The sequence below is a fragment of the Aeromicrobium chenweiae genome (genome assembly GCF_003065605.1).
GTDB lineage: Bacteria > Actinomycetota > Actinomycetes > Propionibacteriales > Nocardioidaceae > Aeromicrobium > Aeromicrobium chenweiae.
This window is the reverse complement of sequence record NZ_CP026952.1, coordinates 673,532-686,777: the sequence shown is the minus strand read 5'-3', so window position 1 is coordinate 686,777 and position 13,246 is coordinate 673,532. Positions and strand designations below refer to the sequence as shown.

At 71.5% G+C, this 13,246-nt stretch carries 14 protein-coding genes; 3 read left to right on the top strand and 11 right to left on the bottom strand.

The window, feature by feature from the left end:
- Positions 1 to 43: 43 nt before the first annotated feature.
- Positions 44 to 1,069, bottom strand: coding sequence for a hypothetical protein (locus C3E78_RS03400; protein ID WP_108576987.1), 1,026 nt, complete (start codon positions 1,067 to 1,069; stop codon positions 44 to 46).
- A gap of 59 nt (positions 1,070 to 1,128) precedes the next feature.
- On the opposite strand from C3E78_RS03400, the gene C3E78_RS03395 reads away from it, so the two are divergent.
- Positions 1,129 to 1,533, top strand: a complete 405-nt coding sequence (locus C3E78_RS03395) for a DUF2530 domain-containing protein (RefSeq protein ID WP_235833812.1) — start codon at positions 1,129 to 1,131, stop codon at positions 1,531 to 1,533.
- Positions 1,534 to 1,557: 24 nt separating this feature from the next.
- Here C3E78_RS03395 and C3E78_RS03390 read toward each other — a convergent pair whose 3' ends face one another.
- Positions 1,558 to 3,126 (bottom strand): MDR family MFS transporter, encoded by a 1,569-nt coding sequence (locus C3E78_RS03390; protein WP_108576986.1) that lies wholly within the window; start codon positions 3,124 to 3,126, stop codon positions 1,558 to 1,560.
- 86 nt (positions 3,127 to 3,212) lie between these two features.
- Positions 3,213 to 3,959, bottom strand: coding sequence for a DUF3027 domain-containing protein (locus C3E78_RS03385; RefSeq protein ID WP_108576985.1), 747 nt, complete (start codon positions 3,957 to 3,959; stop codon positions 3,213 to 3,215).
- Positions 3,960 to 4,011: 52 nt separating this feature from the next.
- Between C3E78_RS03385 and C3E78_RS03380 the strand changes: the two genes are divergently transcribed.
- Positions 4,012 to 5,511, top strand: a complete 1,500-nt coding sequence (locus C3E78_RS03380; RefSeq protein ID WP_108576984.1) for an MFS transporter — start codon at positions 4,012 to 4,014, stop codon at positions 5,509 to 5,511.
- 27 nt (positions 5,512 to 5,538) lie between these two features.
- Here C3E78_RS03380 and C3E78_RS03375 read toward each other — a convergent pair whose 3' ends face one another.
- The 4 genes from C3E78_RS03375 to C3E78_RS03360 all read right to left on the bottom strand — a co-directional run bounded on the left by C3E78_RS03375 (position 5,539) and on the right by C3E78_RS03360 (position 8,034).
- The gene (locus C3E78_RS03375) at positions 5,539 to 5,934 is read right to left on the bottom strand and encodes a cold-shock protein (protein ID WP_108576983.1); all 396 of its coding nucleotides are present in this window, start codon (positions 5,932 to 5,934) and stop codon (positions 5,539 to 5,541) included.
- A gap of 99 nt (positions 5,935 to 6,033) precedes the next feature.
- Entirely contained in the window at positions 6,034 to 7,083 is a 1,050-nt protein-coding gene (locus C3E78_RS03370; protein ID WP_235833814.1) for a YihY/virulence factor BrkB family protein, read from the bottom strand.
- The gene (locus C3E78_RS03365) at positions 7,080 to 7,466 is read right to left on the bottom strand and encodes a type II toxin-antitoxin system PemK/MazF family toxin (protein WP_235833815.1); all 387 of its coding nucleotides are present in this window, start codon (positions 7,464 to 7,466) and stop codon (positions 7,080 to 7,082) included. Before C3E78_RS03365 ends, C3E78_RS03370 begins: the two co-directional genes overlap by 4 nt.
- 46 nt (positions 7,467 to 7,512) lie before the next feature.
- Positions 7,513 to 8,034, bottom strand: coding sequence for an RNA polymerase sigma factor (locus C3E78_RS03360; protein WP_108576981.1), 522 nt, complete (start codon positions 8,032 to 8,034; stop codon positions 7,513 to 7,515).
- A gap of 101 nt (positions 8,035 to 8,135) precedes the next feature.
- On the opposite strand from C3E78_RS03360, the gene C3E78_RS03355 reads away from it, so the two are divergent.
- On the top strand, positions 8,136 to 8,723 hold the full coding sequence (locus C3E78_RS03355) for a YveK family protein (RefSeq protein WP_159085796.1): 588 nt from the start codon (positions 8,136 to 8,138) through the stop codon (positions 8,721 to 8,723).
- On the opposite strand, the gene C3E78_RS03350 is transcribed toward C3E78_RS03355, so the two are convergent.
- The 4 genes from C3E78_RS03350 to C3E78_RS03335 all read right to left on the bottom strand — a co-directional run bounded on the left by C3E78_RS03350 (position 8,692) and on the right by C3E78_RS03335 (position 13,209).
- Positions 8,692 to 10,287 carry an AMP-binding protein gene (locus tag C3E78_RS03350; RefSeq protein ID WP_108576979.1) on the bottom strand — a complete coding sequence of 532 codons (1,596 nt, stop codon included), beginning with the start codon at positions 10,285 to 10,287 and terminating at the stop codon, positions 8,692 to 8,694. The two genes, C3E78_RS03355 and C3E78_RS03350, sit on opposite strands and share 32 nt — an antisense overlap.
- Positions 10,288 to 10,379: 92 nt before the next feature.
- Entirely contained in the window at positions 10,380 to 11,804 is a 1,425-nt protein-coding gene (locus C3E78_RS03345) for an exopolysaccharide biosynthesis polyprenyl glycosylphosphotransferase (protein ID WP_135804966.1), read from the bottom strand.
- A gap of 5 nt (positions 11,805 to 11,809) precedes the next feature.
- The gene (locus C3E78_RS03340; protein ID WP_108576978.1) at positions 11,810 to 12,775 is read right to left on the bottom strand and encodes a glycosyltransferase family 2 protein; all 966 of its coding nucleotides are present in this window, start codon (positions 12,773 to 12,775) and stop codon (positions 11,810 to 11,812) included.
- Complete coding sequence (locus C3E78_RS03335) at positions 12,772 to 13,209, bottom strand: FAD synthase family protein (protein WP_235833817.1); 438 nt, start codon at positions 13,207 to 13,209, stop codon at positions 12,772 to 12,774. Before C3E78_RS03335 ends, C3E78_RS03340 begins: the two co-directional genes overlap by 4 nt.
- Positions 13,210 to 13,246: the final 37 nt, after the last annotated feature.

The window sequence follows — 13,246 nt, the reverse complement described above, 5'->3', positions numbered from 1 at the left end:
GGAGCATGCCAGATCCGCGTCGCCGGACGTACGCGGGCTCCCGTCAACGGCCCCTCGTGGCAGCTGCACTGATGACGGCCAGGAGTGCCAGGACGCCGCCCGCCCACAGCCAGGTCGCCCCCGCGAAGCCGTTGCCGCCCTCGAGCGGGCCTGGGTCGGCCGCACCCGCGGGCGTCCGGGCGGTGGCCGCGCCGGCGGCCGGCTCGTCCGACGGTGCCGCCGCGGGTGCCGGGGAGGTGAACGCGACGCGGAACAGTGGCGACTCCGCGCCCTCGCTGCCGACCAGCAGGGACCGCCCGTCCGGCTCCATCGCGAGCGTCTCGCCCTGCTGCACCTCGGGCAGGTCGAGCGTCTCGACCTCCTCCCAGGTGCTGGCGTCCAGCACGAAGCCCCGCGAGTAGTTGCGCGCGACCACGTACGCCCCGTCCGGCGTGAACGCGGCGTCGGTGATGAGACCGGGCACCGTGGCGGGCAGCGCCTTCACCCGGTTGGGCCGGTCCTGGACCAGCCGGTCGGGCAGGGCGAAGACCTCGCCCCCGAGCAGGCCCTTGGTGAGCAGGAACTTCTCGTCGGTGCGGGGGTTGACGACCAGGCTCTCGACGTCCCGGGGGGCGCTGGGATACGTCAGGGGGAACCGCTTCACGTCCCGCGCCCCCACGTCCTGGCGGCCGAAGGCGGCCATCGAGTACAGCGCGACGTCCGTGCGACGGCGGTTGTTGTCGCCGGTGTCGGCCACCCAGAGCACACCCGTGCTGTCCGCCGACAGCGCCTCGGTGTCGGTGAAGGGGACCCGCGGCGCGGCGCTGCCGACGACGCGGCCGCTGGGCACGTCGACCGCGTAGACCGCGGCGGCGTTGCCCGAGTCGTTGATCGTGTAGGCCAGGTCCGGGTCCGTGCGGCTGACGACGAGCCCGCTCGACTCGGTGATCCGCGAGTCCGTGATGCGGCTGACCGGCTGCTCCCCGGACGTCGCGGCACCGGCCTTGTCCGCCAGCGAGCTCACCACGACGATGACGAGCAGGGCGATGAGCAGACCCGGGATGAGGAGACGACGGTGACGCGGATTCATGGTTCTCCAGCATGACAGCAGGCGACAGGCTCCACGATCGCGGCGGGTAGTGTGAGCGTGTGAGCGACGACGACGAGTGGGTGATCCGGCACAGCGACGGCCCCGAGACCATCGAGCGCAAGATGGGACACCGGGAGATCGCCCGGCTCGAGCGTGCCGCTCGTCGTCACGAGTTCGGCCGCCCCGAGCTCACCGAGCTCGAGATCGGCAACACGACCCACCGCGTCGCGGAGGTCGAGCCGATGGACGTCGACGGCGTCCGCACCATGACGGTCGGCACGATCGTCTGGGGCGTCCTCGCGATCGCCCTGCTGCCGTTCCTCGGCAGGCTCGACGAGGACGGCCGCACGTGGTGGTTGTGGACCGCCGTCGCCGGCTTCGGGCTCGGCCTCATCGGCATCGAGTACTGCCGCCGGCGCCGCAACGCGCTGCGCATGCAGCCCGGTCGCCGCCGCGCCGACTGACCCCGCCACCGGCGCGGCCCGCCGTCAGGCGTCCGCGTCGACGTCCGCCTTCTTGTGCACCGTCAGGCGCAGGGGCACCTCGCGGATGAGCAGCGCAGCCAGCAGGCTGAGCACCGAGACGATGGCCGCGACGAGGAAGATCGTGCCGGTCGCGTCGCCGTACGCCTCGCGGACGATCTCCGCGACCTGGGGCGGCAGGTTCTTGACGTCGAGCAGCGAGCCGCCCGCACCGGAGGACGTGACGCCCAGCGCCGCGAGCTTCTCGGTCACGTCGCTCTTGACCTGCGAGGCCAGGATCGCGCCGAGCACCGAAACGCCCACCGCGCCGCCGAGGGAGCGGAAGAAGGCGACCGTGGCGCTGGCCGCACCGACCTGCGTGACGTCCACGGTGTTCTGGACGGCCAGGACGTAGTTCTGCAGGAGCATGCCCATGCCGATGCCGAGGAAGGCCATGAACACCATCGCGTGCCATTCGGGCGTCTTGTGGTCGATCGTGGCGAGCAGCGCACAGCCGATGATCAGCGAGACCGAGCCGATGACCAGGAAGCGCTTCCACTTGCCGAAGCGGGTGATGAGCTGGCCCGAGACGATCGTGCCGACGAGCGAGCCGAGCATCAGCGGGATGGTGAGCAGACCCGCCTGGGTGGGCGTCCGGCCACCGGCGACCTGGAAGTACTGACCGATGAAGACCGAGCCACCGAACATCGCGATGCCGACCGCCACGCTGCCGACGATCGCCAGCGCCGTCGTGCGCTCGCGCACCACGGAGAGCGGGACGAGCGGCTCGGGGTGCCGCAGCTCGACCCGCACCGCCAGGGCGCCGGCGAGGAGGGTGCCGGCGAGGTACGCCGCGCTCTGCCACGAGATCCAGTCGAACGAGTCACCCGCGAACGTGACCCACAGCAGCGGGAGGCTCGCGGCGATCGCGATGAAGATCGCGCCGAAGTAGTCGAAGTTGACCTTGCGCCGCACGGTCGCGATGCGCAGGAACTTCTGCAGCACGACGAGGCTGATGAGGGCCAGCGGCACGCACACGAAGAACGTCCAGCGCCAGCCGAGACCGGGAGTGTCGACGATGAGCCCGCCGAGCAGCGGTCCGCTGACCGTCGCGACGGCCATCGTGGCGCCCATGTAGCCGCTGTAGCGCCCGCGCTGGCGCGGCGGGATGATCGAGCCGATGATCGACTGCGCGTTGGCGGTCAGGCCGCCCATCGCGACGCCCTGCACGACACGCATCGAGATCAACTCGGGCACGTTGCGGGACAGGCCCGCGAGCATCGAGCCGATCACGAACACCACGATCGAGATCTGGACCAGGACCTTCTTGTTGACCAGGTCCGAGAGCTTGCCCCAGACGGGGGTGGACACCGTCATGGCGAGCAACGAGGCGGTGACGACCCAGGTGTACTGCGTCTGCGAGCCGTCGAGGTCCGCGATGATCGTCGGCAACGCGTTCGACACGATCGTGCTGCTGATGATCGCGGTGAACAGCGCCGCGAGGAGCCCGAAGAGGACCTCCATGATCTCGCGGTGGGACAGCTCCGCCGGGACTGCTGGCTCCTGGGTCTGACCGGCCTCGGTACTTAGTTGCATGATGCAACCATACGTCGGACACGAAGCGCCCGCAAGAACTGCCCCGCGTGAGCGGGCTCACACGAGGCGGCGGTGCCGCCCGGACGTCAGAGCCCGTCGACCTCGTCGAGGGTGAGCGTGTCGAACACCGGGAGGGGCAGCTTCTGGGCGCTCGCGGAGCGGCTCAGGCGGGCGCCGGAGTGCGCACCGCACCCGTGGTCGAACGAGACGACCCGGCCGTCGTCGTTGGCCATGCCGTTGGCGCACACGCCGAACCGCTTCGACAGCGGGCCGGCGAGGCTCACCATGAAGCCGCACGAGTGGCACACCCCGGCGGCCTGCTGGGCGATCGGGGCATCAGGTCCCTGGTCGCCCTCCTGCCAGCGGTCGGCCGCCATCTCGCGGCCCTCGAGCGACAGCACCCACTCGCGGCCGAGGCCGACCTCGCGGGCGAAGAAGCGATCGGGCGTCTGCTCCTCGCCGTCTCCGGCCGACCACGCCGGCACCAGGCGCACGTCGTCCTCGTCGGGCGGCAGCACGTCCCCGGGGCTGAGGTCGCCCGGGCGGATGCGCTCGCGGTACGGCGTCCACGGCGGCGCGATGATCGCGTCGTCGCCGGGCAGCAGCACCACGTCGTTGATCGTGACCACGTCGCTGTCGGGAGCGCGCGAGACGCTGACCGACCAGTACCAGCCCACGTAGCCGGGCACCAGGCAGGCGAAGTGGTGGGAGACGAGTCGCTCGTCGTCCTCGACCACGCGCAGGTGATCGCCGACCGCGCCGGCGTCGGCGGCACCGTCGGCGGCCGCACGGGCAGTGTCGACGGCTGCGGACAGCTGGGGATCAGTGGACATTTCACCATTGTCACCCATGTCCGGGCGCAGAGGGATCCCGGGGTGAGGCAGGATGGTGAGCGTGGAGGAGCCCGACCGACCGTACGACTACGCGAGCGATCCTGCGTTCCAGCGCGAGCAGTCGCCGTCCGAGCCCTCCGCGCCGCCCGGGCCCCCCGGGCCCTCGCGTCTCGCCCGGACCGCGCACGGCGTCGGCCGCTTCTCCCGCGGCACCGCGCACGCCGTCGCCAAGGGCAGCACCGTCGCGTTCACCGGCGCCCGGCGCTTCACCCACTCCGGCGGTGCCGGGGAGAGCGGCTTCTCCCGCCTTCTCGAGCTGCACGCGTTCAACACCGCAGGCGACGCGGCGGTGGCCATCTCCCTGGCCGGCACACTGTTCTTCACGGTCCCCACGGGTGAGGCGACCGGCCAGGTCGCCCTCTTCCTCGTCCTGACGATGCTGCCGTTCGCGGTCGTCGCACCGCTCATCGGACCGTTCCTCGACCGCTTCCGCCGCGGCCGCCGGTGGGCGATCGGCGCGACCCTCGCGATCCGGGCGTTCTGCTGCTGGGTGCTGGCCGGCGCGGTCGCCGACGCGTCACCTGCGTTCTACTTCGCAGCCCTCGGCTGCCTGGTGTCGTCCAAGGCGTACGGCGTCACCCGCGCCTCGGCCGTGCCGCGCCTGCTCCCCGAGACCTTCACCCTGGTCAAGGCGAACTCCCGGATCTCGCTGACGGGCACCGGGGCCGCCGCGATCTCCGCTCCCCTGGCGGTCGGCGCCGCCACGATCGGCGCGGACTGGGCGCTGCGCTACGCGGCCGTGCTGTTCGCGATCGGCACCGTCCTGGCGATCCTGCTCCCCGCGAAGGTCGACTCGAGCGAGGGCGAGGAGCCGGTCGACCTGACTCCGCAGCGCGGCCCCCAGAAGGGGCTCGCCGTCAGCCGGGCCGTGGTGAACGCGCTGCGCAGCAACTCCGGACTGCGGCTGCTGTCGGGCTTCCTGACGATCTTCATGGCATTCACGCTGCGCGAGCCACCCGCGTCGCTGGGCTGGGACGGCAACGCCACGATCCTGCTGGGCCTCGTGGTCGGCGGCGCCGGCGCGGGCAACACGATCGGCACGCTGATCGGGTCGGCGGCCAGCACGCGCCGGCCCGAGCAGGTCGTCATCGGTGTCCTGGTCCTGGACGTCGTCGTGCTCGCGACGGTCAGCGTCTTCTTCACGTGGTGGACCGCGGTGATCCTGGGCCTGACCGTCGGCATCTGCCAGTCCCTCGGCAAGCTGAGCCTCGACGCGCTGATCCAGCGCGACGTGCCCGAACGCGTCCGCACCAGCATGTTCGCGCGCTCCGAGACGCTGCTGCAGCTCGGCTGGGTGACCGGCGGCCTGATCGGCATCGGCCTGTTCACCCTCGACGCGACGCCGCAGATCGGCTCGCTGGTGATCGGCGGCCTGCTCATCGTCTGGCTGGCGTTCGTGGTGTCCCGCGCGCGTCGACCCGAGCCGGCTCCCGCGCACCCCACCCCGCCGGCACCGCCGAGCGGCGACAGCGAGTCCACCCGCCGGTTCTAGCGGGCGCGACTCACCGGCACGGACGGGTCAGAGCTCGAGCTCGGTCGCGACCGCGCGCAGCACCTGGGCGACCGGCTTGGCCTTCTTGGCGTCGGGGTGACGACCGTGGCGGTACGCCTCGCCGACCGAGTCGAGCATCCGGATGAGGTCCTCGACGATCACCGCCATCGCCTCGGGGTCCTTGCGTCGGGCCTGCTGCTGCGCCCGCGACACGGAGCTGACCGGGTCGAGGACGCGCACCTGGAGCGCCTGGTCGCCACGGCTGCCCTGGACGATCCCGAACTCGACACGGGTGCCGGCCTTGAGGGTCGTCACCCCGTCGGGGAGGGCGTCGGAGCGCACGTGGACGTCAGGACCGTTCTCCTGGGTGAGGAAGCCGAAGCCCTTGCCTGCGTCGTACCACTTCACTTTGCCCGTGGGCATGATGCCACCTTCATGTCGCTCGATCAGGACGACCAGTGGTCGTGGGAACAGCGTAGTCGGCTCGTGGGCCTCGCGGAGAATCCGCGGATCATCGGGCCGCTAGGAGGCGTCGGTCGGGGTGTCGCGGGTGGTCTCCTCGAGCTCGGTCCGCGCACGCGGCGCGCGGTCCGCGAAGGTCACCTCGACGGACTCGAACCCCTTGTGCCGCTGGGCCTTCGCGTACGCGGCGTACGCCCGCTGGTCCGCAGGAGTGAGGATCACGTTGTCGGTGAACGGGGTCAGCAGGGCTCGCGGGTACAGCCGCCGACGCAGGACCACGTTCACCTCCAGACCCAGCACCACCATGATCGACGCGATGTAGATGAAGGCCAGGAGTCCGAGGACCAGCGCGAACGTCTGGTTGACCTGGTTGTCCGCCTTGCCGATGACCTCACGAACGTACGTGTTGCCGATCCACTGCAGCCCCTGCCACAGCAGGCCGGTGACGACCGCACCCGGCACGACGGCACGGGGCTTGGCCCGACCGAGGCTCACGAGCCGGAAGATCGCGGTGAAGATCACGATGGTCAGCAGCAGGCTCGCGAGCTGGACGAGCCTCTCGAGCGTCGGCGCGAGGTCCGTGCCGATGATGCCCGGGTTCGAGAGCACCGACGTGGTGATCGCGAGCGCCATGATGCCGATGCCGCCCACGAGCAGGAACGCGAGGCTGCGCAGGCGCAGGAGGATCGGGTTGGCCCGGCTGTTCCGCGGCACCGACCACGCGATGTTGGCCGCGTTCTGGATCGCCTGGCCCAGTCCCATCGCGCCGTACGTCGCGGTCACCGCACCCACGATGATCGCGCCGGTGCTGCCCTGGAGCCCTTCGGGGCGACCCAGCTGGTCGCCGATGATCGGGAACTGGCTGAGCGCCGAGTCGAGGAGACGATCGCGCAGTGCCTCGTCGCCCTGCAGGATGAAGCCCAGGATCGAGGTGCTGAGCAGCAGCAGCGGGAAGATCGCGATGAAGGCGTAGTAGGTGAGGATCGCCGAGAGGTACGCGCCCTGGTCGTCGAAGTACTTGTAGATGACGGCGAGGGGGAACCCGATGACCCGGTGACGGCGCTGGAACGCGTCGATCGGTCCGATCGGACGCGGCCCCTCGTCGCTCACGTGGCCCCCGGCAGGTACGGCTCCAGCGCGGCCACCACGGCGTCGAACCGGGCCTCGTCCAGCACGGCACCCTCGCGCCGCACCTCCGCCGCGTCGACCGTGACGAGGCGGTTGAGGCGGATCTCGCTCGGCCGGCCGGCCGGGTCCCACGGTCCGGCGCCCACGTCGAACCAGAACCGGCCGTCGCGCGCCTCCTGCTCGTGGTCGCGGTCGTGGTCCTTCGACGTCATCATCAGCCCGACGAGGGTCGCGCCGTCGCGGGCGATCAGCAGGACCGGACGGTCCTTGCCCTGCGACGGGTCGTCCTCGTAGGGGACCCACGTCCAGACGACCTCTCCCGGGTCCGGGCGCCCGTCCGGGTGGGGGTCGTAGGCGATGTCCACCCGGCAAGCGTGCCACAGCGTGGCCTGCCGGCACGCCGGGCCGCGCTCACGCCGCGAGGCTTCGTCCGAGGTACGCGGTGCGCAGCCCTGCCCGCGCGCGGCAGCCGAGAGCCGAGACCGCGTTGGCCGACAGCCCGAGCTCGACCGCGAGCTCGTGCGGGCGCCTCCCCTCGACCTCGAGCTGCCACAGCACGCGACGCCATCGCTCGGGCAGCGCCCGGTAGGCCTCCCGCACCGCGTCGTCGACCTCGGGCTGCTCGGCCGGCGCCGTCACCGCCTCGATGTCGGCGGTCGGCTCGCACCGCCTCCCCTGCACCCCGCGTCGTACCGCCTCGTGCCGCACCGCCGCCAGCAGGTACGCCCGGAACGAGGCGACCGGTCCGCGTCCGGCACGGATCTGCGCCAGCACCCGCGCGAACGACTCGGCCACCACGTCGTCGACGTCGTCGCGGGCCGCGAACCGCTGCGCGACCCGTGTCGCGGCGGTGCGATGACGGACGAACAACCATCCGTATGCGTCACGGTCCCCGCTCCGGGCCAGCACCACCAGCTCTGCGTCTGTCTCCATGGACCAGTTATCGCCGACCTGGGCGGCCGCCCACCAGAGCGACGTCGGCCACCTGTGGACAACGTGAGGACGTCGGGCGCCCGCGCGGCGAGACTGACGTCGTGGAGACCTTGACCCTCACCGAGCTGGCCCGTCGCATGTCCCGCAGGTGGCCGACGATCCTCGCGGGCGCCTGCGCCGGGCTCGTCCTCGGTCTCGCCGTGCACGTCGTCCTGCCCACCCGGTACGAGGCTGTCGCGGTCCTCCGCGTCGACGCACCGGACCCCGCCCGGGTCGACATGGCCGCCGAGGAGGCCCTGGCCTCGTCACGGCGCGTGACCGCCGAAGCACTCGACGCCCTCGGCCGGCCCGACGTCACGATCCGCGAGCTCGAGGACGCGGTGTCGGCCGAGACCGTCAGGTCGTCCCGCGTGCTGCGGGTGTCCTACGCGGCCGCCGACCCGCAGGACGCGGCCGAGGGCGCGGACGCGGTCGCCAACGCGTACCTCGCGGTGCGGGAGATGGACGCCGAGCGGGTCGGCACCCGTGCCGCGTCGACCGCGGAGGTCATCGACCCCGCCCGCACGCCGCGCTCGCCGGTCGGCCCGGGGCGCGGCGCGTCCGCCCTCGGCGGCCTCGCGCTGGGGCTCCTGGTCGCCGCCCCGGTGTCCGCGCGGCCTACTCGAACGCGGGCAGGGCCCGCTTCATGACCTTGCCGGTCGGGTTGCGCGGCAGCTCGTCGAGGAACATCGTCCGGGCGGGAACGGCGAACCGCGCGACCCGCTCCTTGGCGTACGCCGTGACGTCGTCCTCGGTGAGCGACCTGCCCTCGCGGACCACGACGTACGCGACGAGGACCTGACCGAACTTCGCATCCGGGACGCCGGTCACCACCACGTCCGAGATGTCCGGGTGCTCGATGAGGGCGTCCTCGAGCTCGCGCGGGAACACGTTCTCGCCGCCGGAGATGACCATGTCGTCGTCGCGGCCGGAGACGAACAGCCGACCGTTCTCGTCGAAGTGGCCGACGTCGCCGGTGTTCATCAGGCCGTCGGCGAACGACTTGGTGTTGCCGTCGGTGTAGCCACCGAACGGCATGTCGTTGCCGACGTGGATGACGCCGGTCTCCCCCTGCGGTACCTCGTGCCCGTCGGGACCGAGGATCTTGACGACGGTGCGAAAGGGCGGCACCCCCGCGGTGCCGGGGGCCTCCCGCAGGTCGCGGGGGCCCGCGATCGTGACCCAACCGGTCTCGGTGGCGCCGTAGAAGTTGTAGACCGAGTCGGTGAACAGGTCCATGTAGCGGTTCGCGAGGTCGCCGGCCAGGGCCGAGCCGCTGCTGGCGGTGATCCGCAGCGACGAGACGTCGGTACGACGGATCACGTCGGGGTCCACCTCGACCATCCGCTGCATCATGAGGGGCACGACGACCAAGGCCTCGGCCCGGTGCTCCTCGATGTCGCGGAGCACCTGCTCGGGATCGAAGCGGCGCCGCAGGACGTACGTCGGCGCGGTCGACAGGTTGAACGCGAAGTTGAGCAGTCCCCACGAGTGGAACAGGGGTGCCGCGAGGACGATCGTGGAGCTCCCCCGGTACGGGATCGCGCCGAAGAACGCGATGAGGGGCTTGAGGTCCTTGGGCTCCTCGCGGCGGGCGCCCTTGGGCAGCCCGGTCGTGCCCGACGTGAAGATGATGATCTGCCCGTGGCGGGAAGGCTTGGGGTGTGGCTTGGCCGGGAGACCACGCGCGAGGCCGGACACTGTGGGCAGGTCGGTGGGCGCATCCGCGTCGGTCCAGCCGAGGACGAGCATCGACCGGTCGACGTCTCGCGCGACGTCGAGGAACTCCTGGTCGACGATGACGCAGGAGGCGTCCTCGCGGGCCGCGAGCTCGCCGAGCTGCGAGCGGCTCGCCATCGTGTTGAGCAGGAGCACGCGTCCGCCCGCCTGCATGACCGCGACCATCGTGACGACCATGTGGCGGTGGTTGCGTCCCAGCACCGCGACGGAGTCGCCCGGCTCGACGCCGCGGTCCTTGAGGGCCTGGGTGAACCGGTTGACCTCGTCCGAGAGCTCGGACCAGGTCAGCTCGCCGGCCTCGTCGATGATCGCGGTCTGGTGCGGGAAGCGGGCCGCCGCGGCGTGGACCCCGGACGGCAGCCCCGGTCCCCACTTGGCCAGCTGCAGGCCGGCGCCCACCAGACGGTGCGGCAGGACCGGGCGGAGCATCCCGATCCGTCGGGCGACCTTCAGCGTGTACCCCAGCTCAGTCATGGGTCCTCCGTTCGGGGACGCGGTGGCGGGGTGGGGACCCTCGCCGGGACGACCCGGTCAGTGTAACAGCGAGTTACAGAACGTCATCCTGCCTAGAGTGCGCCGTCGCGAGCGAGCACGGCCCGGACGGTGCGCGCGAGGATGGCCAGGTCGAGGCGCAGGTTCCAGTTGTTGACGTACTGCAGGTCCATGCGGATCGACTCCTCCCACGACAGCGTCGAGCGGCCGCTGACCTGCCACAGCCCGGTGAGTCCCGGCTTCACGTGCAGCCGGCGCCACACCCACTCGCTGTACTGGGAGGTCTCCGAGGGCAGCGCAGGACGCGGTCCGACCAGCGACATCTCGCCGCGCAGGACGTTGACCAGCTGCGGGAGCTCGTCGATCGACGTCCTGCGCAGCACCCGTCCGAGCCGGGTCACGCGGGGATCGTCGCTCAGCTTGAACAGCGGCCCGGCGCCCTCGTTGCGCGGCCGCAGCGCCGCGAGCCGCCTCTCGGCGTCGACGACCATGGTGCGGAACTTCCAGATCGTGAACGGCCGACCGTCCTGCCCCGATCGCTCCTGCTTGAAGATCGCCGGACCCCGGGAGCCGAGGCGGATCATGACCGTCACGACGAGGAAGAGCGGGGCGAGCAGGACCAGCAGGACTGCAGCGGCCGCCCGGTCGAGCACCGACTTCACCGCGACCGACATGAGGTGGTCGTTCGGGGCCCGGAGCGACAGGGCGATCTGGTCGCCCACGCGGCGGGGACGGAGGTACTCGACGTGGTCGTTCATGTCCGCCACCACGAGGCACTCGACCTCCGCGCGCTGCAGGGCCCAGGCGAGGTGTCGGAGAGCGGGGCTCGAGAGCGCCCGTCCGCTCGCGATGACCACCGTCGTGGCGTGGTGTCGTGCGACGGCGGTCAGCACCTCGTGGACGACCTCGGCGAGTCCCTGGTCGGCGACCGCGCCGACCGGGGCGAGCTCGTGCGGCGACCGCCACGAGCAGCTGGCGACGATGTTGATGTCCGTGCGGTCGGCCCAGCGCGCACCGAGGCGCCGCACCGACTCGATCTGCCCCACGAGGATCGTGGGGGTGCGTCGCAGGAGGCGGCGATGGACGACGGCCGACGCGGCGAGGACCGCAGGGGCCGCAAGCACCGCGACGGCGGACTGACGGGTGAGGTCGGTGTTCTCCACTCCCCCGATGACGAACGCGAACGAGGCCAGCCCCAGCACCTCGACGAAGCGGATCGCGGGCTTGAACGAGCGGGCCCGCTCGAACGCCCGAAGGGCGGCGAAGCTGTAGAGGAGCCACAGCGCGACGAGCCCGACGACGCTGAGCCGCCAGGACACGGGCAGCGCGAAGTACCGGTCGGCGAGGTACCAGGTCACGGCCAGCGCCGCGGCGTAGCCGACCACGCCCTGCCGGAGCACCGCCCGCGGCAGTCGGCTCAAGCCGGTTCCGCGCGCGGCGTTCGCCCGGATCTCGGTCTCCAGGCCTCTCAGCGGGGTGTTCACGTTCATCACGGCCATGGGCGTCAGATCCCCTTGCCGGCGAGGTTGGCGACACGGGCGACCACGTCGGCGGACAGCAGGCGGAACGAGATGAGCAGCCCGAGCCAGGCCCGGACGTCGAGCCGTCGGGTCGCCAGGGCGCGACGGAGCCACGGCCGCGCCTCCCGGCGACGACCGGCCGCAGCCAGCGCGAAGCCGATCTGCGAGCTCATGCGCGCCGTCGCCGCGGGGTCCTCACGCAGGCCCAGGTGCTTGTCGAGCAGGTAGGTGAGCCCCTCGGCGTACTGCGCCCACCGGCCGTAGAAGAACGACTGGCCGGACCAGCGGACCGACACGAGGGGCTCGTTGACGAGGCGGATGGGGACGACCTGCGACGTCGTGAGGAGCACGTCGTAGTCCTCGCCGTACGAGCCGGGAAGCTCCTCGTCGATCATGCCGACGGTGTCCACCAGCACCGGGCGCCGGAAGACGAAGCTGCTCGAGTGCAGGCCCGCGATGCGGTCGCGCACCAGGTCGTCGTGGGTGACGACGGTGAGCGGGACGGGACGCCGGTGGGTCCGCCGACCGTCGTCCACCTCCATGGCCGTGCCCACGAGACCGACCTCGGGGTGCTCGGCGAACACCGCCATCTGCGCCGCGAGCTTGCCGGGCATCCAGTGGTCGTCGTCGTCCAGGAACGCCACGAAGTCGTGCGTCGCGGCCAGGATGCCGGTGTTGCGGGCCCCGGCGAGCCCCCGCACGCGCTCGTTCGTCACGGCGCGCAGGGTGCGGCCGGGGCCCGTCTCGACGGCAGGCAGCTCGGGCTCGCACGCGTCGAACACCACGATGATCTCGATCGCCCCGGGGTAGGTCTGGTCCACGATGCTCTGCACCGCGCGGCGCATGAGCTCGGGGCGACGGTGGGTCGGGACCACCGCGGTGACCGCCGGCGGTGCGTCCGCGGCGACCGCGACGGCGTCGGCCGCAGGACGCCGCTCGGAGGCGATCACTCGCCGCGCTCCGTCAGGAACGAGCGCAGCATCGAGCTGGAGGTGTGCCGGGTGTAGGGGAAGTAGACGACCCGCACACCGAGCTCCTCCATCGAGCGCTCCAGGCGGTAGCCCTTCGGCGTGCCCTGCCAGTCGTTGCCCTTGAAGATCGCGTCGAACGGCCGCTGCTGCCACGCGGCGACCTTGTCCTCCGAGCGGTCGATGATGACCTCGTCGACGATGCCCAGCGCGGAGATGATGTCGATCCGCTCGTCGCACGGCACGACCGGCGGGCGGCCCTTCAGGTTCTCGACGTACTCGTCGCTGGCCACGCCGACCACGAGGTGGTGGCAGTGGTTGCGGGCTCGCCGCAGCAGGTTGAGGTGCCCGACATGGAACATGTCGAAGACGCCGCTCGAATAGCCGACGTCGTACCTGGGTCGCGCATCAGTCACTGGGGTCCATGCCTTCACTCGGTCTTGTCATGCAAGA

Bases quoted from the DNA above. Each gene is read 5' to 3' on its own strand.
- C3E78_RS03390 (WP_108576986.1), bottom strand. From the start codon at position 3,126: ATGCAACTAAGTACCGAGGCCGGTCAGACCCAGGAGCCAGCAGTCCCG.
- C3E78_RS03360 (WP_108576981.1), bottom strand. From the start codon at position 8,034: ATGGAGACAGACGCAGAGCTGGTGGTGCTGGCCCGGAGCGGGGACCGT.
- C3E78_RS03345 (WP_135804966.1), bottom strand. From the start codon at position 11,804: ATGGCCGTGATGAACGTGAACACCCCGCTGAGAGGCCTGGAGACCGAG.
- C3E78_RS03375 (WP_108576983.1), bottom strand. From the start codon at position 5,934: ATGCCCACGGGCAAAGTGAAGTGGTACGACGCAGGCAAGGGCTTCGGC.
- C3E78_RS03380 (WP_108576984.1), top strand. From the start codon at position 4,012: ATGGTGAGCGTGGAGGAGCCCGACCGACCGTACGACTACGCGAGCGAT.
- C3E78_RS03400 (WP_108576987.1), bottom strand. From the start codon at position 1,069: ATGAATCCGCGTCACCGTCGTCTCCTCATCCCGGGTCTGCTCATCGCC.
- C3E78_RS03350 (WP_108576979.1), bottom strand. From the start codon at position 10,287: ATGACTGAGCTGGGGTACACGCTGAAGGTCGCCCGACGGATCGGGATG.
- C3E78_RS03385 (WP_108576985.1), bottom strand. From the start codon at position 3,959: ATGTCCACTGATCCCCAGCTGTCCGCAGCCGTCGACACTGCCCGTGCG.